The organism is Novosphingobium sp. UBA6272 (assembly GCF_002440635.1).
Taxonomy (GTDB): domain Bacteria; phylum Pseudomonadota; class Alphaproteobacteria; order Sphingomonadales; family Sphingomonadaceae; genus Novosphingobium.
In genome coordinates this window covers 194054-217153 of sequence record NZ_DJUW01000017.1, presented here as the reverse complement: position 1 = coordinate 217153, position 23100 = coordinate 194054, and the positions used below count along the sequence as shown (strand labels likewise).

Genomic DNA, 23100 nt, shown 5'->3' with positions numbered 1-23100 from the left:
CCGCATGATTTCGCGTGCACTCCTGCTGGCCTCTGTCCTTGTCACCCTGTCCACCTCGCCGGTTTCGGCGCGGATGAGCTTGCCCAGCCGGGCCGAGGTTGACGCCGCCGACCGCCCCGAACTGCCGCCTTACCTGCAATGCGTGCCCTATGCCCGCCGGGTCACCGGGATCCAGATCTATGGCGATGCCCATACCTGGTGGGGCCAGGCCGAAGGCCGCTATGCCCGCGGCTTCAAGCCCAAGGTCGGCGCGGTACTGGCGCTCAAGCCCAGCGGTGGTTCGACCCTGGGCCATGTCGCCGCGGTCAGCCGGATCGTCGACAAACGCACGATCCTGATCCGCCATTCGAACTGGAGCCCGATCAACGGCCGCCGCGGACAGATCGAGGACAACGTCAAGGTGATCGACGTTTCCGACGCCAATGACTGGAGCGAAGTGCGCGTCTGGTACGCCCCGCTGCAGGCGCTGGGCGGATCGCGCTGGCCGGTTCAGGGCTTCATCTATCCGGCCAAGCCCGGCAAGGGCGAAAAGCTGCTGCGCGAAGGCAGCCGCGCCGCAGCGCAAACCCCCATGCAGGTCAGCCGCGACCCGATCGGCGATATCATCAAACGCAAGATGAAGTGGTGACCCTCCCCGGTACGGAGAGGACTCAGGCCTTCGCCACCGGGGCGTCTTCGCCCAGGTCTTCGTACCAGGCTTCGACCGGGCCGCTCAGCTTGATCGTCAGCGGCTGGCCCTTGCGGTCCATGGTCTTGCCGGCCTGGACCCGGACCCAGCCTTCGGAAATGCAATATTCCTCGACATTGGTGCGGACCACGCCCTTGAAGCGGATGCCGACGCCGCGCATCAGCTTGTCTTCATCGAAATGCGGGCTGCGCGGGCTGATCGCCAGGCGGTCGGGCGGCACGTCGGGGCCGGAGGTGGTTTCTTCGCTCATAGCCCCGCGCACTAGCCTGCTTTCTGCCCTTGTCAATTGAGGCACGGGGCTCTAATGGCGCGCCTTCCGGAGTGAATGGGCGCGTAGCTCAGCGGTAGAGCACACCCTTCACACGGGTGGGGTCACAGGTTCAATCCCTGTCGCGCCCACCATTCACTCGGATTTCCCTAGCGCCCGATCAGACCCAGCGCGTGCCGGATGAACGCATCGCGGTCTGCCACCCATTCCGCGCCTTGCGGCAGCTTGGGATCGGCATAGGTCCAGCCCTGGTTCGAATAGACCCGCGAGAAATCGCCGGTCGTGCCGAACGCCAGCGAGACCATCCGCTGCTGCGGGCGCGTGGTGATCTCGTTGCCCTGGACCGTGGTCTTGCCGGGTTCGAAATTGGTCCCGATCGGGCGCAGCGCGAAGACGTAAGGCTCGGTCCGGAAGCTTTCGACCGTGGTATTCATGAACACCGAGAGATAGACCTGATCGAGCGCCTGGAGCGGCGCCGCCGGCATCCGCCAGCGCGGATCAGCAAACAGGTTCCACGGATAGACCCACGGCTGCGCGTAAACGATCTCGCTGCGCAGATCGACCATGGTGTCGCGCACGGTCTGGGCCGATTCCAGCCGCTTGAGGTGCAGCCCGTTGGTCCAGGTGAAGCCGAACGAGGAAATGTCGGCCAGCGCCATCGCCGAAGGTGCGCCGCCGTTGGGCGCATTGGTCAGCGTGACATTCTCGTAGACCCGCAGATAGGCCTTGTCCTTCAGCTGGTGGCCGCTGGCGATATTGCGCCAGCTGCGCTGCCCGCTCCAGCTCGAATTGCGCATGTGCGAAACCAGAATCCCGTTGATGTAGGTCACATGTTCCTGATCGACATTGGTGCCGACATTGCCGGTGAGTTCGGCGTCCTCAACATAAAGCATGGTCTGGCCGCTCGGCACGAACAGCGCGTTCTTGCCGCCGAAGATCTTCGAGCGGCGCACGACAGCGGTGAGCAGGCCGGGGCGAACCCCGTCATAGGCATCAATCGCCAGCGCACCCTTGGGCTGGATCGCGCCGGGGAAATCGAGGTTGATGTCGCTCATCTCGAAATGGATCCGGGCATTGCCGATCTCGAGCAGCCGCAGGTTGAGCGAGGCCCACTGGTCATTGGTACGGAAGGTCACCCGCTCGCCCGGAATCGAGGATCGGACGATATATTGCGTGCCCTGGAGCGGCCCGACGATCTGTGGGAACCACGGGGCGAAGGGGTAGACGCAGGGCCGCCCGGCGGCATCGCGCGCTTCATAGACGATCTCGAACCCGCCCTCGGCCCGCCCGCCCAGATAGGACGCATCGCGCCCGCCCCAGACCTCGCGCCCGGCGCGCTGCGAAGCATCGCACTTGACCGTCAACCGGTGCGCCGGGCGCCGCAGGCCCTGCATCGGCATGTAGAACGGATAGGAGTTGGCCACGGTCGGCTGAGGTGCGACCGGTTGCAGTGCCGGCTTGGCACCCTTGACGGTGATTTCACCGGACTGGGTTGCAGCCAGCGCGGCAGCGGCGGCGCAGCCGGTGGCGACCAGGGCGATAAGGGCAATTTTCCGCTTCATCGTCCGCAGCCTATGCACCGGGCCCGGTTACCGGCAAGTGAAGTTTGGGTACCGTCCCGGTCCTGCACGCCCATGCCCTTGCACCGTTAATGCCGAAGCGGCATAGCGCCTGCACTATGCACGACATCAAGTTCATCCGCGAAAATCCCGAAGCGTTCGATGCTGGCCTGGCCCGGCGTGGACTGGAGCCGCAAGCCGCCGCGATCCTCGCGCTCGATGCCGAGCGACGCGCCGTCGCGACCCGGATGCAGGAGGCGCAAAGCCGCCGCAATGACGCCTCGAAGCTGATCGGCGCAGCGATGGGCCGGGGTGACAAGGATGAGGCCGAACGGCTGAAGGGCGAAGTTGCTTCGCTGAAAGACACCCTGCCCGCGCTTGAAACCGAAGAGCGCGAGCTGACCCAGAAACTCAGCGATGTGCTGGCGATCATCCCGAACATGCCGCATGAAAGCGTGCCGCAGGGTGCCGACGAGACCGACAATGTCGAAGTCAGCCGTTGGGGTGCCCCGCGCAGCTTTGCGTTTTCGCCCAAAGAGCACGCCGACCTTGGCCCGTCGCTTGGTCTCGATTTCGAGACCGGGGCGTTGATCTCTGGCGCGCGGTTCACTTTCCTGCGCGGGCAGATGGCGCGGCTGCAGCGCGCGATCGGGCAGTTCATGGTTGATCACCAGACCGGCGTGAATGGCTATACCGAATGCGCCACCCCCGTGCTGGTCCGCGACGAGGCCATGTACGGGACCGACAAGCTGCCCAAATTTGCCGAGGATTCGTTCCGCACCACCGACGGGCGCTGGCTGATCCCGACCAGCGAGGTCAGCCTGACCAGCTCGGTGATGGGCCAGATTATCGACGATGCGGCGCTGCCGATGCGGATGACCGCGCTGACCCTGTGCTTCCGCAGCGAGGCCGGCGCCGCCGGCAAGGACACCCGCGGCTTCATCCGCCAGCACCAGTTTGAGAAGTGCGAACTGGTCAGCGTGGTCCGTCCGCAGGACAGCGAAGCCGAGCACGAGCGGATGACCGGGGCGGCGGAATCGATCCTGCAGGCGCTTGAACTGCCCTACCGCAAGGTCCTGCTCTGCACCGGCGACATGGGATTTGGCGCGCGCAAAACCTATGACCTTGAGGTCTGGCTGCCCGGGCAGGATACCTACCGCGAGATTTCGTCCTGCTCCAACTGCGGCGATTTCCAGGCGCGGCGGATGAGTGCGCGGTACCGGCCGGAGGGTGGCAAAGGCACGGAATTCGTCCACACGCTCAACGGCTCCGGCCTGGCAGTCGGACGCACGCTGGTGGCGGTTCTGGAGAATTACCAGCAGGAAGACGGCTCGGTCGAAATTCCCAAGGCATTGCTGCCCTACATGGGCGGGATCGACCGGCTGGTTCCGGGCTGATGCGGATCCTGCTGACCAACGATGACGGTATCCACGCCCCGGGCCTTGAAGTGCTGGAGCGGATTGCGCGGCACTTTTCCGACGACATCTGGATCGTCGCCCCGGCCGAGGAACAGTCCGGCGCGGGCCATTCGCTCACGCTGAGCCGCCCGGTGCGGCTGCGCCAGTTCGACGAGCGGCGCTTTGCCGTGTCGGGCACGCCGACCGACGCGGTGATGATGGCACTGCGCACAGTCATGCCGGGCCAACCCGACCTGGTCCTGTCCGGGGTCAACCGCGGGGCCAACCTGGGCGACGACGTGACCTATTCGGGCACGGTCAGCGCCGCGATCGAAGGCGCCTTGGCCGGGATCCGCTCGATCGCGCTGAGCCAGGTCTACGAAAAGGAAGGCATGGGTGACAGCGTGCCCTTCGCCGCGGCCGAGGAATGGGGCGTCAAGGCGATCGCTCCGCTGCTCGACGCTCCCTTTGCGCCGCGCAGCCTGGTCAACATCAACTTCCCGGCGATCCCCGCCGCCGACGTGCGCGGAATTCGCGTTGTGCGGCAAGGGTTTCACGACTATGCTCGCGGCTCGGTGGTAGAGGGGACCGATCCTCGCGGCTACCGCTACTTCTGGTTTGGCCTGCATGGGATCGAGCATACGCCCGGCCATGCGACCGATCTGGAAGCCATACAGGACGGATATGTCGCAGTGACGCCCTTGCAGCTTGACCTGACTCACGATGCCTCGCTGGCCGACCTGACCGGGCGGTACGGCGGGTGACGCGGCTTGTCGGCCTTGGCCTGGTGCTGGCGGCGCTGTCCGCCGCGCCGCTGCTCGCACAGGACAAGCAGAGCGATCCCAAGACCGAGACCGAGCACGTGGTCAAGAGCGGCGAGACGCTGGGCGGGGTCGCCAACCGCGCCGAAGTGCCGCGGGTGCTGATCATCGAGGCCAATGGCCTGAAGGAACCCTATGCGCTCAAGGCTGGGCAGAAACTGGTGATCCCGCGCCGCCGGACCCACCTGGTCAAGGAAGGCGAGACCGGCTTTTCGATCGCGCTCGATTATGGCGTGCCGTGGTCGGCGATCGCCGGGGCCAACGGGCTCAAGACCGATGCCGTGGTCAAGCCCGGGCAGAAGCTGGCAATCCCGACGGTAGCGGCCAAAGCAGTGACCGCCGCCGCGCCCTCCCCCACGCCTTCACCCAGCGCCAGCGCTGCGGCTCTGGCCGATACGCCCGCGCCCAAATTCGCCTGGCCGCTGACCGGCAAGGTCCGCCGCGCGTTCCTCCCTGCGGGTGTCAAGGACGGCCCGCACGAAGGGATCGACCTGCTCTCGCCCGAAGGCACCGCCGCCCGCGCCAGCGCGGCGGGCAAGGTGATCTTCGCCGGTCAAGGGCCTGAGGAATACGGTCTGACCGTGATCCTGTTCCACGGCGGGCGCTGGACCACCACTTATTCGTTCCTGTCCAAGGTCACCGTCAAGGAAGGCGATGAGGTCAAGGCCGGGGAGCGGATCGGGCTGGTCGGCGAAACCGGCATGGCGACCGAGCCGCAGCTGCACTTCGAAGTGCGCAAGAACCGCGTCCCGCTCGATCCGGCGAAAATGCTGCCGAAAGCGCAGCCCAGGCCGGAAGCCAAACCCAAAGCCAAGCCTCAGCCCAAGGCGTAGAACACCGCGCCCATCGCCAGGTAAGCCAGCACGAAAGCCGCGCTGTCCCGCAATGCCTCACCTCGCGCACCGCCGCTGCGCAGCGCCAGCAGCCACAACGCCGGCAGGACAATGGCCAGCGCCAGCCCGCCCGACTGCATGAAATAGAGCTGCGGCTTGGCCGCCAGCTTTTCCGCCCCGATCCGCGCCAGGGCATGGCCCAGCATTGCCGCCGGGATCAGCGCCAGCCCATAGCCCCAGAGCGGCAGCCGCCCGCGCCAGAACGCCCACAGCACCGCCGCCGCCGCCAGCGCCGCCAGCATTACTGCCACCCAGTTCACCGGACCCATTGTCTCACTCCCATTCGAGGACCGCAGCATGACCCTGCGGCGCGGCGATCCATTCGGCGGCAAAGGCCCCCAGCCCGGCCCTGATCCGCGCCACCGCATCTTCGTCCAACGCATCGGGCAGCGGCACGTGCGAAGTGCCGCAGGCCGTCTCGCCCAGCGCGATCAGATCCGCCGCCACGCCTTGCCCGCCGCTCCACAAGTCGGCTTCGAACACTTCGACCAGCCGCTCGGCCTGAAGCAGCTGAACGATCGCCGCGACCGGCACTTCGGCGCGCTTGGCGCTGGCGTGGCCGGCCGCCTTGGCGATGTCCGCGATCTCCTCGGGATGCCGCCCGCCCGCGACCATGCCCCAAAAGCCCTGTTCCAGCCCCAGTTCGCGCTCGACGAACCAGTGAACCGCATCGTGCGGGACCGGGCCCTTGTGCGGAAAGGTGGTCTCGGCACGGCTGCCGTCGCCGCGGTGGATCGCGATCCGGTCGTCGCGCTGGCCCTTGGTCAATTCGATCCGCATTCCACCGCCCTAGCACTTTGTCCCGCCCCGGTGTAAGGGGCCGCCGCAATGGCAAGTGTAATCCCCCAGCAAAAGCGCGTCGGCATGGTCAGCCTCGGCTGCCCCAAGGCCCTGGTCGACTCCGAGCGGATCCTGACCAAGCTGCGGGCCGATGGCTATGCCATGAGCCCGGACTATGAGGGCGCCGACGTGGTGCTGGTCAACACCTGCGGGTTCCTTGACAGCGCCAAGGAGGAAAGCCTTGCCGCGATCGGCGAGGCGATTGCCGAGAACGGCCGGGTGATCGTCACCGGCTGCATGGGCAATGAGGCCGAGCTGATCCGGGCCAAGTTCCCCGAGGTTCTGGCCGTCACCGGTGCGCACCAGTACGAAGCCGTGGTCGAGGCCGTCCACGAAGCCGCCCCGCCCGCCCAGGGCCCGTTCGTCGACCTGATCCCCCAGGGCGACGTCAAGCTGACCCCGCGCCATTACAGCTATCTCAAGATCAGCGAGGGCTGCAACCACGCCTGCGCCTTCTGCATCATCCCCTCCTTGCGCGGCAAGCTCGCCAGCCGCCGGATCGACGCGGTGCTGCGCGAGGCCGAGAAGCTGGTCGCGGCGGGCACCCGCGAGCTGCTGGTGATCAGCCAGGATACCTCGGCCTATGGGGTCGATGTCCGGCATGAGGAGCGGACCTGGAAGGGACGCCCCGTCCGCACCCACATGACCGACCTCGCCCGCGAGCTCGGCGGCCTGCGCTGCGCCGACGGCACCCCGCCGTGGGTCCGCCTGCACTATGTCTACCCCTACCCCCACGTCGACGCGGTGATCCCGCTGATGGCCGAGGGGCTGGTCACCCCCTACCTCGACATCCCGTTCCAGCACGCCGCGCCGAGCGTGCTGAAGGCGATGAAGCGCCCGGCCAACGAGGCCAAGGTGCTCGAACGGATCAAGGCCTGGCGCCAGGTCTGCCCCGACCTGACCATCCGCAGCAGCTTCGTGGTCGGCTTTCCGGGCGAGACCGAGGCCGATTTCCAGTACCTGCTTGATTGGCTGGGTGAAGCCCAGCTTGACCGGGTCGGCGCCTTCCGGTTCGAACCGGTCGAGGGCGCGGCGGCCAATGCCCTGCCCGATCCCGTGCCCGAGGAAATCAAGGAAGAGCGATACGCCCGGATCATGGCCAGGACCGAAGCGATCAGCGCCGCCAAGCTTTCCGCCAAACTGGGCCGCCTGCTGCCGGTGATCATCGACGAGCTGGGCGAACCCGATGAAGACGGTGATCGCGGTGCCACCGGCCGCAGCCAGGCCGACGCGCCCGAGATCGACGGCGCAGTATTCCTGCGCGATGCGCCCGAAGGCCTGGCAGCGGGCGACGTGGTCCAGGTCCGGATCGAGGACGCCGACGCGCATGACCTGTTCGGGGTGATCGAACCCGGCTGATTCGCCCCGCCCAAGGTGACGCAAGGTGACACCTGCGGGCGCGGAAGTTCACACACTTCACAGGGTACAGACAGCGGAAAATCTCCGCTGTCACCTTGTGTCAACTTGCCGGGCCCTGCGGCCCGGCAAAGGCGTGATCGCGCGGGGAAATTGGCATGGGGCATGACGGCTGCAAATGTAGCAGGCGGCGGCGGTGTAGGAAAACGCCGCCCCTCCCCCCCCCCGCTCACCCTGAGCTTGTCGAAGGGGTGTCCTGCCCCCTTGCCAAGAGTCTGCCTTGCCGCGATGGTGCACGCGGAAGGACTGCATTGTGATTGTCGAAGATCTGATCAAGGAATGGTGGGGCAAACCCGGCGGTCAGGAAAAATCGAATTTCGCTTCGTTCATTCCCGATCTTTGCGAAGTTCTGGGCGTTGAGCGACCGAAGCAATCCGAAAAAGACAAGCTCGGATCTTACGAATACGAAGCCAGCGTTCCCGGCGGATCATTCCGCAGCACCAAGGGAACCGGCGCAATTGATCTGTACAAGCGCGGCCACTTCATCATGGAGGCCAAGCAAAGCTACCTGAAGCCCGAACAGACCCCGCTTGATCTGGGCGACAGCGATCAGCGTTCCCGCGCCCCCTCGGGCGCGCGGTATGACGTGCTGATGCGCGATGCCTGGCTTCAGGCCCGCAACTATGCCCGCAACCTGCCCTCGTCAGAGCCGGTTTCCCCGTTCCTGATCGTCTGCGACGTCGGCCGCGCGTTTGAGCTTTACGTCGATCCGGCAGGCAACGGGCGCGACTACGAATATTTTCCCGATCGCCAGTCCTACCGGATCGAATTGACCGATCTGGCCAGCGACAGCGAAGTGGCCCGAACCGGCAAGACCGCGCTGGAACTGCTGCTCGCGATCTGGACCGATCCGCGCTCGGTCGATCCGCGTTTCCAGTCCGCCGCGGTCACCCGGCAAGTTGCCACCAATCTGGCCGAAGTCAGCAAGTATCTTGAGGAAGGGATCAAGGCCAAAGGCCTGTCCAAGGCCGATCAGGCGCTGGAAATCGAAGAGGCCAGCCTGTTCCTGATGCGGGTGCTGTTCTGCATGTTCGCGGAAGATATCGAACTGCTGCCCCGCCGCAGCTTTGAGGAGTTTTTGAAGGAAGCCGAAGGCAACGACGGCTATTTCGCCAATGGCCTGCGCGATCTGTTCGAAAAGATGAACAACGCCGATCCCGGCAACCGCTTCTCAATGGCGCTGAAAACCGACGTCCGCTATTTCAACGGCGGCCTGTTTGAAGACAGCCGGACCTATCAGTTGGGCGGCTTTCTGGTTCACAACCTGTATGAAGCCGCGCGGCAGAACTGGCGGCGGGTGGAGCCGGCGATCTTCGGCACCCTGCTGGAACAGGCGCTGAGCGGCGAAGACCGCGCCAAGCTGGGCGCGCATTACACCCCCCGTCCCTATGTGATCACGTTGGTGCGCGCCACGATCATGGATGTGTTGGAACCCGAATGGGAAGCGATCGAAGCCCTGCCGATGGCTGAGGTCCTGCCTGCCGCCGCCGCATTCCATGACCGCTTGGCTACTTTGCGCGTGCTCGATCCGGCCTGCGGGACCGGCAATTTCCTCTATGTGGCGATGGAGCTGCTCCAGGCGCTGGAAAGCAAGGTGATCGAGCGTATCCAGACGCTGGGCGGCGATGCCCAACCGCGTGTAGGCCCCCACCAGTTCCACGGACTGGAACTGAACCCGCGCGCCGCCAAGATTGCCGAGCTGGTGCTGTGGATTGGCTGGTTGCGCAACCGGCTGAAGGACGATCCCGATGCCGTGCCCGAACCCGTGCTGCAGCGCGGCGCGAGCATCAATTTCGGCAAGCACGGCGGCTATGATGCGGTGCTGCTGCGCAAGGAAACCGGTGAACCTGATTTTGCGAACCCGACCATTCCGCCGTGGCCGGAGGCGGAGTTTATCGTCGGGAATCCGCCTTTTATCGGCGGCAAGGATATTCGACGCAACCTCGGCGGAGAATATGCTGAGGCGCTGTGGGCGGCCAATCCGCGTGTGCCCAAATCGGCCGATTTCGTCATGCAATGGTGGGATCGGGCGGCAAATTCGCTCGTCGCGCTTGGCAGCCCCTTGCAGCGATTTGGCTTCGTTACGACGAATTCGATTACCCAGACATTCAGCCGCAGGGTAATCGAAGCTTATCTCAAGGATCGGCAAATATCGCTCTTGTTGGCGATCCCTGATCACCCTTGGACCAAAGCCAGCAAGGATGCAGCCGCCGTACGGATCGCAATGACCGTTGCCGTACTTGGCGCAGAGGATGGCCAACTAGTCGAAGTTGTTCACGAAGCCGGACTTACCTCCGACGATCCACTGCTAGAAACACGCAGCACGGTCGGAAAGATCAATCCGGATCTTTCGTTGGGGTCGGATGTTACGCGGGCCTTACCACTCAAAGCCAACGAAGGCCTTGCGTCACCTGGTGTCAAACTGCACGGCAATGGTTTTATTGTAACCGCAAGCGAAGCCGAAATGCTCGGACTTGGCCGCCGCGAAGGGCTTGAGTTATACATTCGCCCCTATCGCAATGGACGCGACTTGCTGCAACGTTCGCGCGATGTGATGGTGATCGACCTTTTCGGACTGCATGAAAGAGAGGTTAGGCTGCGTTTTCCTGAGGTCTATCAACATCTAATGCGAACTGTGCGCAACTCCAGGCAGGACGTTATCGACGAAAAACTGTCGAAGGGAGAAAAACCCTCCAAAGATGCGATCGTTTATTTTGAGCAGTGGTGGTTGATGGGGAAATCTCGTCCTGAATTAAGGTCAGCTTTGACGGGTTTGCATCGTTACATTGCCACGGTCGAGACAGCGCGACACCGCGTTTTTCAGTTCGTAGATCAGTCAGTTCTACCAGATAATAAGATCACAGTATTGACTTTCGAGACTTCAATGGAACTTGGCGTTCTTTGTTCGGAAATCCATCAGCAGTGGACATTTGCGCGTTGTGGTTTGATTGGCATGGCGAACTTCGAAGCTGGTCACGTGTACGTAAAGTCGAGTATATTCGACCCATTCCCTTTCCCTGACCCTACACCGGAACAACGCGCCGCAATCGCCGAGCTCGCCGAAGAACTTGACGCCACCCGCAAGGCCGCGCTCGCCGAAGTGCCGGGCTTGACCATGACCGAAATCTATAATTGGCGCGATAAACTGCGCAGCAAGACCAAGCTGTCTCCGCAGGATCAGGCCCGCGCCACTGCCGCGCGCGCCGGGATCGTCGATCAAATCCACAACCAGCTCGATGCCGCCGTGGCCGCAGCCTATGGCTGGCCCGCCGACCTGCCGCCCGCCGAAATCGTCACCCGGCTGGTCGCGCTGAACGCCGAACGCGCCGACGAAGAACGCCAGGGCAAAGTCCGCTGGCTGCGTCCGGACTATCAGATTCCCCGGTTCGGCGGGAAGTGAGACTAACCCCTACCGCACATACCCCGCGCCGAACACGTCATCCCGGCCCGGCGTGCCGAGATCGCGGGCGGCCTTGCGCAGCGCCGCTTCGCAGGTCCGTGCGGGCGATCCGGCGGCGCGGCAGCGGGCGATCCAGCCGGTCACGTGCGGGGTGGCGAACGAGGTTCCGGTGAAGCGGGCATAGCCCCCCGGCGCGCGCGCGGCGAGGACGTCTACGCCTTGCGCCGCAACCGTGATGTAGTTGCCGCGGTTGGCATAGCGATAGATTCGAAGGTCTTTGTCGACCGCGGTAACCGCCACCACGCCGGGCACGGCGGCGGGATAGGCCGGCGGCGCGCTTGGCCCGCCATTGCCGGCCGCCGCGACCACGGTCCGCCCCCGCGCCATGGCATCGCGGATCAGCCGGTCGAGGATCGCGTTGCGTGGTCCGGCCAGGCTCATGTTGATGGTCTGCGCATCGGTCCGCAGCATCCATTCGAGCGCATCGGCAATCACGTCGGCCGAGGTGAAGGGGCGCTCCGCGCTGCCCCGAAAGATATTGGCCGAATAGATCCGCGCCTGCCCTTCGGAGGCCAGCAGCGATGCCACCGCCGTGCCATGGGCGACCGGAGCATTGCCCAGATTGCCGGCCGGCCAGACCGTCAGCTGCGCGCCGTGCAGCGCGGCGTGCGGCGCGATCGCCGTATCGATCACGCCAACCGCCACCCGCTCGCCCGAGACGCGCGGCATTTTCCTGGCCGAGACGGAATGGCCCTTGCCCCCTGCGGTCAGATTGAGGCCGTAGTAGTGGATCAGATCGACCACCGCCGCAGGATCGATCGCGCGCAGTTCGCGCAGCGCGGTGCGCGCGTCCATCCCTTGCGGGGCCGACAGGCGGATCACCTCGCGGTCGAGCATTTCCAGCTTCTCGCGCCCGATCACCTTGAAACCCCGGGCTTCGGCCTTGGTCACGGTGGCGGGGGACAGGTCGATTCCGACCACTTCGCCGCGCTTTACCGGAAAGCCGCGATCATCGAATTCGGCGCCTTCGCTCTCACCCAGATCGTGCATCGATTCGGCGCTGCCGTGGCCCGAGTTGTCCCCGCCATGTTCAGCCAGATCCTCGGCTTCCTTGGCGCTTTCCTCCATGAAGTCTTCCTGCGCCTTGGCCGCGTCCTCATTCAGCTTCTGGGTTTCGCGGGCGAAATCGGCGTCAAGCTTTTTCAGGTCTTCGGCCTTGCGCGGGTCTTTCAGGACATCGGCTTCGATCTTGGCGCGTTCGGCCGCATAGTCGGCATCGCGCCGCGCGGTGCGATCGGCGATGTCGCGCATGTCCTTGTCAAGCCGCTGTTCGGCCTTCGAGCCCGTGTCCGCTTCCCGCTCATGCGCGGGGGCCGCACCATGCATGGTCGCCATTGCAACAACAGCCAGAACTGCCAGCGATGTGCCTGCCTTGAACCTCACGATCGAACCCCTTCCTGCGCCATTTCAAGCAGCCTTGCGGCTGTTGACCTAACGCAATGCGCGCAAACTTATTCCAACCCACTTGCAAATGCCTAAGGCAAACGCAAAAAATCGCGACGAGACGCGGGAATTTTGCGCCGCGCCGGTCGTTTTGCAGGAGAAGAGATGGCCGATCCCGGTTCTGATGCCCAGGCGATGCGCGCCGCGATCGTGGCAGCATTGCCGCGGCTGCGGCGGTTCTGCCGGGGGCTGACCGGCCATGGCGAAGATGGAGACGACCTGATGCAGTCGACAGTGGAACGCGCCCTGGGCCGCGCGCACCTGTTTGAAGCCGGCACCCGCGTCGACGCGTGGATGTTCCGGATTGCCCGCAACCTGCATATCGATGCGGTGCGCGCGGGCAGCAGGCGCGGGCAGCAGATCGATATCGAGGAGATCGCCGAAACCAGGGGCGAGGACGGGCGCGATCTGGTCGAGAACCGCTCGGACCTGGCCGCCGCCCAGCGCGCGCTGCAGACCGTGCCCGAGGATCAGCGCAGCGCCTTCCTGCTGGTGGTGGTCGAAGGGCTGAGCTACCGCGAGGCGGCCGAAGTGCTGGAAGTGCCGGTCGGCACGATCATGAGCCGGCTGGCCCGCGCCCGGAGCCGGATCGATGCCGCGGTCGGGCGCAGCGGCGGAGGCTTGCAATGACCGACAAGACCACGCCCGAAGAACGGCTTTCGGCCTGGCTCGACGGCGCGCTTTCGCCCGAAGAAGCGGCAGCCTTCGAGGCCGAGCTGGAACGCAATCCCGAACTGGCCGAGCGCGCCGCGAGCTGGCGCGCGAACGACAGCTTCATTGCCGGCGCGCTTGCTCCGCTGGCCGACCAGCCGATCGGCGACGATCTGCTGGCCCAGATGGGCCTGGCCGAACCGCAGCCCATGCCGATTGCCGCCAATGACAATCCCGTATGGTGGCGGCGCAGCTGGGTGCCGGTCGGCGGGGCGCTGGCGGCCGGCCTTGCGCTGGTGCTGGTCCTGAACCAGCGGCCCGCAGCCCTGCCGCTGGACGGCGGCCTCTCGCTTGCACTGGATACCACGCCGGCGCTTCAGCAGGCGCGGCTCGCCGATGGCCGGACGATCGAGCCTGTCCTGACCGCCAGGGCCGCCGATGGCCGCTGGTGCCGCGAATATCGTCTGGCCGACCAGACCGGGATCGCTTGCCGGACCGGTCAGGGCTGGAAGGTCGAAGCAGAAGGCAAGACCCCTGCGCCGCAGACCGGCGGGGATATCCAGCTGGCCGGCGGCGCAGGCAGCGCCGCGATCAATGCGGCCCATGCCCGGCTCGGCACCGCCGATCCGCTTGATGCAGCCGGCGAACAGGCCTTGATCGCAAAAGGATGGGGCGACCGCTAGGCGGCCGCCCCATTCAATTCCCCAGCATTGTCAGGGCTTAGTTGAGCCGCACGCTAAGCGACAGACCGGCCGCGAGATCGGTGCTGTTCACATTGGTTCCGGTCGAGGCGAACAGCTGCATCCGCACCCGCCGGGTCAGCCCGAAGTTGATCCAGCCGGTCACTTCGCTCGACGGGCCATTGCCCAGGAACGAGGCTTCCTGCCAGTCATAGTCGACCCCGATCGAGGTCCGGCCGGGCAGGCGGTAGCTCATCCCGCCGGCGAAGCTCCAGGTATCGCGTAGGCTCGATCCGACCGGCTTGCCGCGAAACTTGTGCGCGGCGCCGACGTAGAAGGTGGCATCGCCGATATCCTGCACCAGATCGCCGCCAACGGTGAAGTCGACCTTGCCAGTACCGAGCCGCTTGGCCTGTGATGCAGTCGGCAGCTTCACGCGGCCGGTAACATCGAAGAAGGTGCTGTCGCCCAGTTCGAACGAATAGGTCATGGCCACTGAAACGTCGCCAAAGCCGCTGCGCTTGTTGTTGATCGCGCCTGGCACGGTCACCACGTTGCCTCCGCTCGAACTGCCGCCCGAAGAACCCGATCCGCCCGAGGAACCAGAGCCGCCGGATGATCCGCTGCTGCCCGAGCCCGAATTCGATCCCGACGATCCCGAACCGCTGTTGGATCCGGAATTGCTGCCGCCGCTGTCATCGGCGCCGCCACCGGCATCACCCGTGCCTGGCGTATCGATCAGGCTGCCGGGGCCGTCGATTTGGATATAGGGCACCGACACCCGCACCGAAAAGCCGCCCTTGCTGTACTTCAGCCCGATCGGCGCGGCGATCACCTTGGTACCCTGGATATCGCCATAGTCACCCTCGGAGTAGCTGACCCCGGTGGTCAGGCGCAGGACGCCGGGATCCTCGTCGCTCTGCGCGGGCGGCGGCGCGGCTTCCTGGGCTTGGGCCAGAGCCGGCACCGACAGGCAGGCGACTGCCGCCAGCAGCATGAGTTTCTTGGTCATGATCATTCCCCTCTGATCCGGATCGCTGCTTGAACGGTTCCGGCTATTCAACACCGCAACGGCACGAAGCTTCACCGTTGCTACCGATCCAACGCCCTCTGTTTGCTTTTATTCCGCAGCTTTTGATGCCGACGCAACTTTTTTCAGTTTTGCTGGAATAAGTTCGATCGGGTGTCGTTTCCCCTCTGTCCGCCCGCCCGGGCTGACTGTTTTGATGGGAGACATATCATGTCGAAGATTTCCAGCCTCGCGCTGATCGGTGCCGCCCTAGCCGCATCGCTTGCCGTTCCTGCCGCTCAGGCCCGCCAGGGCCGCGGTGCCGACGATCCCGCCGGTCACGTCCGTCAGTGCCGCGGCTGCGATGATCCGGCCGGCCACGTCCGCCAGGGTCGCGGCACGGATGACACCGCCGCCAGCCGCCAGCGCGGTGCCGATGACAAGACCGCTGACAGCCGTCGCGGTCGCGGAACCGACGATCCGGCGGGTGATGATCGCGGTCGCGGCGGTCACGGCACCGACGATGGCCCGGGCCACACCTGAGCACTGAACCGGCCTTCGGGGACCCAGGCCGTCCCCGCGGCCAGCACGAAGCCCCCCGAGGGTCGCACGCAGCCCCGGTCACGGCAAACGCCGGGCCGGGGCTGCCACTGTGGCGGTGTGCAGGGTTGAAGCCGCACCCCCACGCAATTTCCTTGCTTTATTTCGCAATGCAGCATAAAGGCGCTGCAACACGACCGGCCCTGCGGTGAACTCCGCATGGAAATACGGCGCAGCGTGAGGCCTCCTTCGACGGAATGGCCGCCCCGATTGCCCGGTCGATCCGAACCTGAAGCCACCTTCTTCACGCAGGGTCGCATCGAAACGAACCTTGCTTCGTGTCGAGCGGAATACCCGCGCGCGCGCCGCTTCAAATTGTTGCTTCGACAGGCTCAGCATGAGCGGAAGAAGCAAAAGAAAGAGATTTTGTAATGTCCTATTTTTCCGACCTTGGCCTGGCCGAGCCTCTCATCCGTGCGCTCGAAGCCAAGGGCTATACCGATCCCACCCCGATCCAGACCCAGGCGATCCCGGCGCTGCTGCAGGGCCGCGACCTGCTCGGCATTGCCCAGACCGGCACCGGCAAGACCGCGGCCTTCGCGCTGCCTTCGCTGCACCGCCTGGCCGCCGATCCCAAGGGCCGCAGCCCGGCTTCGTGCCGGATGCTGGTGCTTTCACCGACCCGCGAGCTGGCCGCCCAGATCGCCGAGAACATGCGCGGCTATGCCAAGTACCTGAACCTTTCGGTGCAATGCGTGTTCGGCGGCCTGCCCGTCAGCAAGCAGGCCCGCGCGCTTTCGGGCGGCACCGACATCCTCGTTGCCACCCCCGGCCGTCTGCTCGACCTGATCGACCAGCGCGCGCTGACGCTGCGCAATGTCGAAATCTTCGTGCTCGACGAAGCCGACCAGATGATGGACCTGGGCTTCATCGTGCCGCTCAAGCGGGTCGCCGCGATGCTCCCCAAGGAGCGCCAGAGCCTGTTCTTCAGCGCCACCATGCCCAAGGCGATCGCCGATCTGGGCAAGCAGTTCATCTCCAACCCGGTCCGGGTTGAAGTGACGCCGCAGGCGACCACCGCCGAGCGCGTCGAGCAGTATGCGGTGTTCGTGAACCAGAGCGAAAAGCAGGCGCTGCTTTCGATCAGCCTCAAGAAGGGTCTGGCCTCGAACGAGATCGACCGGGCGCTGGTCTTTACCCGGACAAAGCACGGTGCCGACCGGGTGGTCCGCCACCTGTGCGCCGCCGGCGTCAACGCCGCAGCGATCCACGGCAACAAGAGCCAGGCCCAGCGCACCGCTGCGCTGGCCGCGTTCCGCAAGGGCACCACGCCGGTGCTGGTCGCAACCGACATCGCCGCGCGCGGGATCGACGTTACCGGCGTCAGCCACGTGTTCAACTTCGAGCTGCCCAATGTGGCCGAGCAATATGTCCACCGGATCGGCCGCACCGCGCGCGCCGGGGCCGATGGCGTGGCGCTCTCGATGGTTGCACCGGACGAGAAGGCCTATCTGAAGGATATCGAGCGCCTGACCGGGGTGACCCTGGCCCGCGCGCCGCTGCCCGAAAACTTCTCGGCTGAAGCATCGCGCTTGCCCGCTCCCGCCCGCCGCAGCCCGGCGGAAATGGAGCAGGATGCGCGCCGCGACGATCGCGATGCCCGCGGCCTCGGCGGCGGACGTGGCGGTGCCCGTGGCGGCGGCGGTGGCCGTGGTCCGCGCTCCAACAACAACCGCGCCAACGGCGGTCAATCGCGTGACGGCCAGTCGCGTGACCAGTACATCCGCAACGAGCGCTTCGCCGACAACCGCAAGGCCACCGCGCCGCGCGGCCCGGTGTTCAACCCGCTCGCCGGTGAAGAGCGCGAAGCCCGCGCGACTGCCGCTCCGCAGCGCCGCGACGATCGCCCGCGTGATCGGACCGAGCGCCACGAACGCCCGGTCACGCTGCACCGCGATGCGGTCCGCCCCGCCGGCGGCCAGCCTCGCGCCGACAAGCCGCAAGGCGCCGCCCAGCCGGTCGGCCAGCAGCGCCGCAAGCCTGCTGGCGGCAAGAAGCCCAACGGCGGCGGCCAGCGCCGCTGGGGCTGAGGTTCAATCCAGCACCGCCCGGATAGCCCGGGCGGCGTCGGCCATGACTTCGGCTTCGTCGAGCTCAGGCTCGTCGAATACCAGTTCGATCGCGGCATAGCCGATATCGACGCAGAGCCGGGCGCGCCGTTCAAGTGCGGCGCGGTCGGCCCAGGGGTCGGCGATCCAGGCCTGCCGCGCCAGGGCGGTGGCAAGTTCGCGGTGCGAGGCCAGCCGGACTGCGGCGAGCTGCGGCACCGCGCGCAGCATCCGCATGATCCATGGACCGCCCGGGCTGGCCCGGGTCAGGGTCACGTGATCGCGCAGGACCCGGGCGATAGCCTGCTCATCCTGCCGCGGGTCGAGTCCGACCAGTGCGTTTTGCGCGGCCATCAGCCGCTCCCCCAGCGCGGCGAGCAGCGCGTACTTGTCGGCGAAATAGTGGTAAAGCGTCGGCGGGCTGACTCCGGCGCGGGCCGCAACCAGATTGGTGCTGATCCGCTCTACCCCCAATTCCGACAACAATTCCCCCGCCGCGTCGAGCAGCTTTTCATAGGTCGCCAGCGCGCGCTTCTGGGTGGGTTTGCGGATCATGCGGTTCCCGGCTTGACAGAAATATAGTGATAGCTAGATTTCTCTTCCAAGGGAAGGGAGAATCATGCGGCGCCTGCTATTCATTCCGGTTCTTGCCTTGGCCGCCTGCGGTCCGGCGGAAGCCCCGCCCCGGCCGCTGACCGCCGAGCAAAGCGCCGCGCTCTCACCCAGGGACCCACGCCTGGCCCAGCTTTATGCCGGGTCGTGCAAGGCCTGCCACACGGTCAAGGATTCGCTCGCACCGCTGACCGGGGACCGCACGCTGTGGGATCCGCGCTGGGCACAGGGCGAGGCGGCGCTGCTTTCGGCCGCGATCCAGGGCAAGGGCGGCATGCCGGCCGGGGGACAATGCTTTGAATGCACGCCCGATGATCTGAAAACGCTGATCAGGTTCATGGCCGGACGCGAGGATGCGCAGTGAGCACGCGGCGCAAGGTTTTGCTCGGCGGCGCGGGGCTGGTGGCACTGGGTGCGGGCGGCCTGGCCGGGCGGCGCTGGCGGCTGGACCGCGAACCGGACCTGCCCGCCCCGCTTGATGCCCAGGGCCGCGCGCTGTGGTCAAACTGGGCCGGGAATGCGCATGCCTATCCGGTGAAACGCGCCGCACCGGCCAGCGAGGCCGAGCTGGTGGCGCTGCTGCCGGACGCGACCACCCCGATCCGCCCGGTCGGGTCAGGCCACAGCTTTACCGCGCTGGTTCCGACCGAGGGGACCTTGCTCTCGCTCGATCGCCTGTCCGGACTGGTCCGCCACGATGCCACCAGCGCCACAGTCCGCGCCGGGACCAAGCTTTCGGCACTGGGCCCGCTGCTCGCCGGGATCGGGCAAGAGATGCCCAACCTGCCCGATATCAACAAGCAGACCCTGGCCGGCGGGCTGGCGACCGGGACGCACGGCACCGGCAAGCATTTCAAGGCGCTGCATGGCGAGGTGACCGCGTTGCGGCTGGTCCTGCCGTCGGGCGAAGTGGCCGAATGCGGCCGCGACCAGCGGCCCGAACTGTTCCACGCCGCGCGGGTCGGACTGGGCGCCTTCGGGGTGCTGAGCGAGGTGACCCTGCAGAACCAACCGCTCAGCCGGGTCAGGAAGGTCGTCACGCTGGTCGATACCGAGCAAGTGCTGCGCGACTGGCCGGCCCTGGCCAAGCGGCACCGCAATGCCGAGTTTCTGGTCCTGCCATTCACCGGCAAATCGGCGCTGATCACCCACGATGTCACCACCGAGCCGGTCCGCCCGCGCGGGCCCGATCAGGACGCATCGACGCTGATGGACCTCAAGCGCCTGCGCGACCTGTTCGAGTTCACCCCCGCGTTGCGGCGGCGCGCGGCGCAGGCGGCGATGGCCGATATCCCGCCCGAAGTGGCGATCGACGAAGGCTGGAAGCTGCTTTCGAACGAGCGCCCGGTGCGCTTCAAGGAAATGGAATATCACCTGCCGATTGCCGAACAGGTCGGCGCGCTGCGCGAGGTGATCGCCCGGATCGAGCGCGACGTGCCCGGCGTATTCTTCCCGATCGAGGCGCGAATCATCGCGCCCGACGATGCCTGGCTCTCCCCGTTCTACCAGCGCGAAAGCGGCTCGATCGCGGTCCATGCCTGGTACAAGGAGGACCACGACTGGATGTTCCGCCTGATCGAACCGGTCCTGCGCGAGGCGGGCGGACGGCCGCACTGGGGCAAGCTGCACTCGCTCGGCGCGGCGGAAATGCGGACGCTATACCCAATGTTCACTGAGGCTGATGCGGTGCGCCGGGCAGTCGATCCCATGGGGCGGATGGTCAACCCGTTCCTGCAAAAGCTGTTCGGATGAAGCGCCGCACGGTCCTGATCGGGGGCGGGGCGCTGGCGCTGGCCGGGATCGGCGGACTGGCGCTGCGGCCGGAGGAAAGGGGCGGAATGCACGATGCCTATTTTGGCGGCCTCGCCGCCGCGCTGAAGCGCGCCGGGCTCAACCGACCCACGCTGGTGATCGACCGGCAGCGGCTAGCCGCCAATATCACGGCGGTGCGCGGCAGCACCGAGGCGGCCCGGCTGCCGCTGCGGGTGGTGGCCAAGTCGCTGCCCTCGCCGCAACTGCTCGGCGCGATCATGGCCGGGATGGGCACGAACCGGCTGATGGTCTTCAGCGCCGAGATGCTGCGGCAGCTGATCCCCCTGCATCCCCAAGCCGATTTTCTTGGCGGAAAGCCGCTACCGGTCAGCGAGTTCATGCGCGTGGTCAGCGATGCCGCGCTCGATCCCGGCCCGCGCATGCAGTGGCTGATCGATACGCCCGAACGGCTCAAGCAGTACGCCGAAGTCGCCAAAGCGCGCGGGATTGCTCTGCGGATCAGCCTGGAAATCGACGTCGGCCTGCACCGCGGCGGCTTTGCCGATCCAGCCGCCCTGGCAGAAGCGATCCGTGCGGCGAAAGCGGCGGACGTCGAACTGGCCGGGCTGATGGGCTATGATCCGCACGTGCCCAAGATGCCCAGCCCGGACAGCGCCTGGGCCGATGCGCAAGAGGCCTATGCCCGGGCGCTGGCCGTACTCAAGGCCGAAGGACTGGATCCCGCCGCATTGACGCTGAACAGCGCCGGCAGTCCGACTTTCCGTCGGCACTGCCAGGGCACGGTTGCAAACGAAGTCTCGGTCGGCTCGGCCTTCGTCAAGCCGGGGGATTTCGATTACGAAGACCTGCCCGATCTGCAGCCCGCCGCCTTCATCGCCACCCCGGTGATCAAGGCCAGCAAGGACCAGGCCCTGCCCGGCATCGAAGCCTTTTCGGGCGCGATGCACTTGTGGGATCGCAACACCACCCGCGGGTTCTTCATCCACGGCGGGCATTGGCTGGCCAAGCCGGTCTCACCCCCGGGGCTGGACTATTCGAAGCTGTTCGGGCGCAGTTCCAACCAGGAACTGCTGACCGGATCGAACCGGATCGACCTGAAGCCCGACGACACCGTGTTCCTGCGACCCGACCAGAGCGAAGCGCTGTTCCTGCAATTCGGCGATATCGCGGTCTATGATGGCGGGGAAATCGCCGAGCGTTGGCCGACCTTGCCGGTCAGCGCCTAACCCGCCGCCAGACCGGGATCAGTGGGTGAATATCCGCGTCAGGGTATAGAAGATCGCACCCACCGTGGCGCTCATCGGGATGGTGATGAACCATGCCGTCACCACCCGTCCCGCCACGCCCCAGCGCACCGCACTGGCCTTGCGGGCAGCACCGGTGCCGATCACGCTGCCGGTGATTGCATGGGTGGTGGAAACCGGAATGCCCATGAAGCTAGCTCCGAACACCACGATTGATCCGGCCGTGCTGGCGCAGAAGCCGGTGTGATGGTTAAGCTTGGTGAACTTGGTGCCCATCGTCTTGATGATCCGCCACCCGCCCGACAGCGTGCCCAGCGAAATCGCCAGGTAGCAGCTGATCACTACCCAGGTCGGGATATGAAAGTCTCCCTGAAGGTAGCCGGTCGAATAGAGCAGGACCGTGATGATCCCCATCGTCTTCTGGGCATCGTTTCCGCCGTGGCTGATCGAATAGGCCGCGCTAGAAAACAGGTGCAGCGTCTTGAACACACCTTCGGCGCGGCGCGGCTGGAAACCCTTGAACAGCCATGAGGTGATCAGCACCATCAGCATCGCCAGGCTGAACCCGATCATCGGTGAGAGGAAGATCGCAAAAAGCGTTTCGACCGTCTTCTTGGTTTCCACCGCATCGAACCCGGCATGAGCAATTCCGGCGCCGAGCAGGCCGCCCAGCAGGGCGTGGCTGGAGCTGGACGGGATACCCTTGAGCCAGGTCACCACATTCCAGAACATCGCCCCTATCAAGGCCCCGAAGACCACGCCCGGGGTCACCACGTCCTTGTTGATGATCCCCTTGCCGATCGTTTCGGCGACATGCAGCGGGATCAGCCAATAGGCCGCGAAATTGCCAACCGCGGCGAAAGTTACCGCCCAAAACGGCGAAAGCAGCCGGGTCGAAACCACGGTCGCGATCGAATTGGCGGCATCGTGCAGCCCGTTGAGGAAATCGAAGGCCAGCGCGATCACGATCAGGCCGACCAGCAGTGGAAAGGCAAGCTCATGCATTGCCGTTCTCCCTTGTCATGTTGCGGCCTCAGCCGTGGTCGATGACCAGGCTGTCGATTTCGTTGGCGACGTCTTCGAAGGCATCGGCAACCCGTTCGAGGTGCTTGTAGATCTCGCGCTTGACGATGAAGCCCAGCGGATCGGGATCGTCCTTCTGGGCCTGGAAGGCGTTCTTCATGCCGGTATCGTGGAGGATATCGACTTCGCCTTCCAGCTTGACCAGCTTGGCGGTCAGCTCGTGCAGGCGGCGGCCGTTGCGCTCGACATCGCGGAGCAGCGGCATCGCCTCGGAGATCAGCCGGCAGGCGTCCTGGATCAGCACGCCGATCTGCTTCATCTGCGGGTCGAAGGTTTCAACCTCTAGCAGCTCGATCGCGCTGGCTGAGCGGTTCATCTCGTCGATCGTATCGTCCATCGATCCGATCAGCGCGGTGATCGCACCGCGATCGAACGGCGTCAGGAAGGTCTGGCGGACCTCGTGCAGGGTTTCGCGGATTACCTCGTCGGCGTCATGCTCGCGGTCACGGATCGTGCGCAGGTGAGAAGCGCGATCACCTTGCCCGGCAGTCAGCTGGGCCAATGCATCGGCCGCCCCGGTAATAGCCACGGCGTGGCGTTCGAACAGGACGTAGAAATCGCCCGAGTGCGGCAGCAGCCGCTGGAACCAACCGAACATCGCAAAAACCCCTCTTT

The 23100-nt window shown here is 65.7% G+C and carries 23 protein-coding genes and 1 tRNA gene; 14 read left to right on the top strand and 10 right to left on the bottom strand.

The genetic code is table 11. The annotated features are described in order from the left end of the window. Positions 1–4: 4 nt before the first annotated feature. The gene (locus B2V17_RS09980; protein ID WP_324475155.1) at positions 5–628 is read left to right on the top strand and encodes a CHAP domain-containing protein; all 624 of its coding nucleotides are present in this window, start codon (positions 5–7) and stop codon (positions 626–628) included. 22 nt (positions 629–650) lie between these two features. Here the strand turns inward: B2V17_RS09980 and B2V17_RS09975 are convergent, their stop codons facing one another. Further along, positions 651–938, bottom strand: a complete 288-nt coding sequence (locus B2V17_RS09975) for a DUF3297 family protein (RefSeq protein ID WP_292997202.1) — start codon at positions 936–938, stop codon at positions 651–653. 77 nt (positions 939–1015) lie between these two features. Between B2V17_RS09975 and B2V17_RS09970 the strand changes: the two genes are divergently transcribed. Continuing rightward, positions 1016–1090 (top strand) — tRNA-Val (locus tag B2V17_RS09970). Positions 1091–1105: 15 nt separating this feature from the next. On the opposite strand, the gene B2V17_RS09965 is transcribed toward B2V17_RS09970, so the two are convergent. Beyond that, the gene (locus B2V17_RS09965; protein WP_292997201.1) at positions 1106–2518 is read right to left on the bottom strand and encodes a hypothetical protein; all 1413 of its coding nucleotides are present in this window, start codon (positions 2516–2518) and stop codon (positions 1106–1108) included. Positions 2519–2634: 116 nt separating this feature from the next. Between B2V17_RS09965 and serS the strand changes: the two genes are divergently transcribed. The 3 genes from serS to B2V17_RS09950 are packed head-to-tail and all read left to right on the top strand — an operon-like array spanning position 2635 to position 5566. Then, the gene (gene serS, locus B2V17_RS09960; protein ID WP_292997200.1) at positions 2635–3912 is read left to right on the top strand and encodes a serine--tRNA ligase; all 1278 of its coding nucleotides are present in this window, start codon (positions 2635–2637) and stop codon (positions 3910–3912) included. Then, the gene (gene surE / locus B2V17_RS09955; RefSeq protein ID WP_292997199.1) at positions 3912–4676 is read left to right on the top strand and encodes a 5'/3'-nucleotidase SurE; all 765 of its coding nucleotides are present in this window, start codon (positions 3912–3914) and stop codon (positions 4674–4676) included. The genes serS and surE overlap by 1 nt, the downstream gene beginning before the upstream one ends. Next, complete coding sequence (locus B2V17_RS09950; RefSeq protein ID WP_292997198.1) at positions 4673–5566, top strand: peptidoglycan DD-metalloendopeptidase family protein; 894 nt, start codon at positions 4673–4675, stop codon at positions 5564–5566. The genes surE and B2V17_RS09950 overlap by 4 nt, the downstream gene beginning before the upstream one ends. Here the strand turns inward: B2V17_RS09950 and B2V17_RS09945 are convergent. Both B2V17_RS09945 and B2V17_RS09940 read right to left on the bottom strand, forming a co-directional pair. Continuing rightward, positions 5551–5895, bottom strand: coding sequence for a DUF1761 domain-containing protein (locus B2V17_RS09945; protein WP_292997197.1), 345 nt, complete (start codon positions 5893–5895; stop codon positions 5551–5553). The genes B2V17_RS09950 and B2V17_RS09945 overlap by 16 nt on opposite strands. 4 nt (positions 5896–5899) lie before the next feature. Further along, positions 5900–6406, bottom strand: coding sequence for a hypothetical protein (locus B2V17_RS09940; RefSeq protein WP_292997196.1), 507 nt, complete (start codon positions 6404–6406; stop codon positions 5900–5902). 48 nt (positions 6407–6454) lie between these two features. Here B2V17_RS09940 and rimO point away from each other — a divergent pair, with 48 nt between their 5' ends. Further along, a complete protein-coding gene (rimO, locus tag B2V17_RS09935) occupies positions 6455–7825 on the top strand; it encodes a 30S ribosomal protein S12 methylthiotransferase RimO (RefSeq protein WP_292997195.1) in 1371 nt (456 codons plus the stop codon). 310 nt (positions 7826–8135) lie between these two features. Continuing rightward, positions 8136–11282: a class I SAM-dependent DNA methyltransferase gene (locus B2V17_RS09930; protein ID WP_292997194.1), complete on the top strand. Its 3147-nt coding sequence runs from the start codon at positions 8136–8138 to the stop codon at positions 11280–11282. A gap of 9 nt (positions 11283–11291) precedes the next feature. Here B2V17_RS09930 and B2V17_RS09925 read toward each other — a convergent pair whose 3' ends face one another. After that, on the bottom strand, positions 11292–12725 hold the full coding sequence (locus B2V17_RS09925; RefSeq protein ID WP_292997193.1) for a S8 family serine peptidase: 1434 nt from the start codon (positions 12723–12725) through the stop codon (positions 11292–11294). A 165-nt stretch (positions 12726–12890) separates the two neighbouring features. Here B2V17_RS09925 and B2V17_RS09920 point away from each other — a divergent pair, with 165 nt between their 5' ends. After that, positions 12891–13415: an RNA polymerase sigma factor gene (locus B2V17_RS09920; RefSeq protein ID WP_292997192.1), complete on the top strand. Its 525-nt coding sequence runs from the start codon at positions 12891–12893 to the stop codon at positions 13413–13415. Then, entirely contained in the window at positions 13412–14119 is a 708-nt protein-coding gene (locus B2V17_RS09915; RefSeq protein WP_292997191.1) for a zf-HC2 domain-containing protein, read from the top strand. The genes B2V17_RS09920 and B2V17_RS09915 overlap by 4 nt, the downstream gene beginning before the upstream one ends. Before the next feature lie 37 nt (positions 14120–14156). On the opposite strand, the gene B2V17_RS09910 is transcribed toward B2V17_RS09915, so the two are convergent. Continuing rightward, positions 14157–15128 (bottom strand): DUF3187 family protein, encoded by a 972-nt coding sequence (locus tag B2V17_RS09910; RefSeq protein WP_292997190.1) that lies wholly within the window; start codon positions 15126–15128, stop codon positions 14157–14159. 228 nt (positions 15129–15356) lie between these two features. Between B2V17_RS09910 and B2V17_RS09905 the strand changes: the two genes are divergently transcribed. After that, complete coding sequence (locus B2V17_RS09905; protein ID WP_292997189.1) at positions 15357–15668, top strand: hypothetical protein; 312 nt, start codon at positions 15357–15359, stop codon at positions 15666–15668. A gap of 78 nt (positions 15669–15746) precedes the next feature. Here the strand turns inward: B2V17_RS09905 and B2V17_RS09900 are convergent, their stop codons facing one another. Then, positions 15747–16064: a hypothetical protein gene (locus B2V17_RS09900; RefSeq protein ID WP_292997188.1), complete on the bottom strand. Its 318-nt coding sequence runs from the start codon at positions 16062–16064 to the stop codon at positions 15747–15749. A 32-nt stretch (positions 16065–16096) separates the two neighbouring features. On the opposite strand from B2V17_RS09900, the gene B2V17_RS09895 reads away from it, so the two are divergent. Then, positions 16097–17755, top strand: coding sequence for a DEAD/DEAH box helicase (locus B2V17_RS09895; protein ID WP_292997187.1), 1659 nt, complete (start codon positions 16097–16099; stop codon positions 17753–17755). 3 nt (positions 17756–17758) lie between these two features. Here the strand turns inward: B2V17_RS09895 and B2V17_RS09890 are convergent, their stop codons facing one another. Next, positions 17759–18328, bottom strand: coding sequence for a TetR/AcrR family transcriptional regulator (locus B2V17_RS09890; RefSeq protein ID WP_292997186.1), 570 nt, complete (start codon positions 18326–18328; stop codon positions 17759–17761). Positions 18329–18392: 64 nt separating this feature from the next. Here B2V17_RS09890 and B2V17_RS09885 point away from each other — a divergent pair, with 64 nt between their 5' ends. The 3 genes from B2V17_RS09885 to B2V17_RS09875 are packed head-to-tail and all read left to right on the top strand — an operon-like array spanning position 18393 to position 21384. After that, complete coding sequence (locus tag B2V17_RS09885; protein WP_292997185.1) at positions 18393–18749, top strand: c-type cytochrome; 357 nt, start codon at positions 18393–18395, stop codon at positions 18747–18749. Continuing rightward, positions 18746–20137: a D-arabinono-1,4-lactone oxidase gene (locus B2V17_RS09880; protein WP_292997184.1), complete on the top strand. Its 1392-nt coding sequence runs from the start codon at positions 18746–18748 to the stop codon at positions 20135–20137. The genes B2V17_RS09885 and B2V17_RS09880 overlap by 4 nt, the downstream gene beginning before the upstream one ends. After that, on the top strand, positions 20134–21384 hold the full coding sequence (locus tag B2V17_RS09875) for an alanine racemase (protein ID WP_292997183.1): 1251 nt from the start codon (positions 20134–20136) through the stop codon (positions 21382–21384). The genes B2V17_RS09880 and B2V17_RS09875 overlap by 4 nt, the downstream gene beginning before the upstream one ends. Positions 21385–21402: 18 nt before the next feature. Here the strand turns inward: B2V17_RS09875 and B2V17_RS09870 are convergent, their stop codons facing one another. Next, positions 21403–22407: an inorganic phosphate transporter gene (locus B2V17_RS09870; protein WP_292997182.1), complete on the bottom strand. Its 1005-nt coding sequence runs from the start codon at positions 22405–22407 to the stop codon at positions 21403–21405. 28 nt (positions 22408–22435) lie between these two features. Beyond that, positions 22436–23083 carry a DUF47 domain-containing protein gene (locus B2V17_RS09865; RefSeq protein ID WP_292997181.1) on the bottom strand — a complete coding sequence of 216 codons (648 nt, stop codon included), beginning with the start codon at positions 23081–23083 and terminating at the stop codon, positions 22436–22438. Positions 23084–23100: the final 17 nt, after the last annotated feature.

What these genes read in the sequence shown, in the direction of transcription:
- B2V17_RS09980 (WP_324475155.1), top strand. Translation starts at nt 5, where the DNA reads ATGATTTCGCGTGCACTCCTGCTGGCCTCTGTCCTTGTCACCCTGTCC.
- B2V17_RS09975 (WP_292997202.1), bottom strand. Translation starts at nt 938, where the DNA reads ATGAGCGAAGAAACCACCTCCGGCCCCGACGTGCCGCCCGACCGCCTG.
- B2V17_RS09965 (WP_292997201.1), bottom strand. Translation starts at nt 2,518, where the DNA reads ATGAAGCGGAAAATTGCCCTTATCGCCCTGGTCGCCACCGGCTGCGCC.
- serS (WP_292997200.1), top strand. Translation starts at nt 2,635, where the DNA reads ATGCACGACATCAAGTTCATCCGCGAAAATCCCGAAGCGTTCGATGCT.
- surE (WP_292997199.1), top strand. Translation starts at nt 3,912, where the DNA reads ATGCGGATCCTGCTGACCAACGATGACGGTATCCACGCCCCGGGCCTT.
- B2V17_RS09945 (WP_292997197.1), bottom strand. Translation starts at nt 5,895, where the DNA reads ATGGGTCCGGTGAACTGGGTGGCAGTAATGCTGGCGGCGCTGGCGGCG.
- B2V17_RS09940 (WP_292997196.1), bottom strand. Translation starts at nt 6,406, where the DNA reads ATGCGGATCGAATTGACCAAGGGCCAGCGCGACGACCGGATCGCGATC.
- rimO (WP_292997195.1), top strand. Translation starts at nt 6,455, where the DNA reads ATGGCAAGTGTAATCCCCCAGCAAAAGCGCGTCGGCATGGTCAGCCTC.
- B2V17_RS09920 (WP_292997192.1), top strand. Translation starts at nt 12,891, where the DNA reads ATGGCCGATCCCGGTTCTGATGCCCAGGCGATGCGCGCCGCGATCGTG.
- B2V17_RS09915 (WP_292997191.1), top strand. Translation starts at nt 13,412, where the DNA reads ATGACCGACAAGACCACGCCCGAAGAACGGCTTTCGGCCTGGCTCGAC.
- B2V17_RS09910 (WP_292997190.1), bottom strand. Translation starts at nt 15,128, where the DNA reads ATGACCAAGAAACTCATGCTGCTGGCGGCAGTCGCCTGCCTGTCGGTG.
- B2V17_RS09905 (WP_292997189.1), top strand. Translation starts at nt 15,357, where the DNA reads ATGTCGAAGATTTCCAGCCTCGCGCTGATCGGTGCCGCCCTAGCCGCA.
- B2V17_RS09900 (WP_292997188.1), bottom strand. Translation starts at nt 16,064, where the DNA reads ATGCTGAGCCTGTCGAAGCAACAATTTGAAGCGGCGCGCGCGCGGGTA.
- B2V17_RS09895 (WP_292997187.1), top strand. Translation starts at nt 16,097, where the DNA reads ATGTCCTATTTTTCCGACCTTGGCCTGGCCGAGCCTCTCATCCGTGCG.
- B2V17_RS09890 (WP_292997186.1), bottom strand. Translation starts at nt 18,328, where the DNA reads ATGATCCGCAAACCCACCCAGAAGCGCGCGCTGGCGACCTATGAAAAG.
- B2V17_RS09885 (WP_292997185.1), top strand. Translation starts at nt 18,393, where the DNA reads ATGCGGCGCCTGCTATTCATTCCGGTTCTTGCCTTGGCCGCCTGCGGT.
- B2V17_RS09875 (WP_292997183.1), top strand. Translation starts at nt 20,134, where the DNA reads ATGAAGCGCCGCACGGTCCTGATCGGGGGCGGGGCGCTGGCGCTGGCC.
- B2V17_RS09870 (WP_292997182.1), bottom strand. Translation starts at nt 22,407, where the DNA reads ATGCATGAGCTTGCCTTTCCACTGCTGGTCGGCCTGATCGTGATCGCG.
- B2V17_RS09865 (WP_292997181.1), bottom strand. Translation starts at nt 23,083, where the DNA reads ATGTTCGGTTGGTTCCAGCGGCTGCTGCCGCACTCGGGCGATTTCTAC.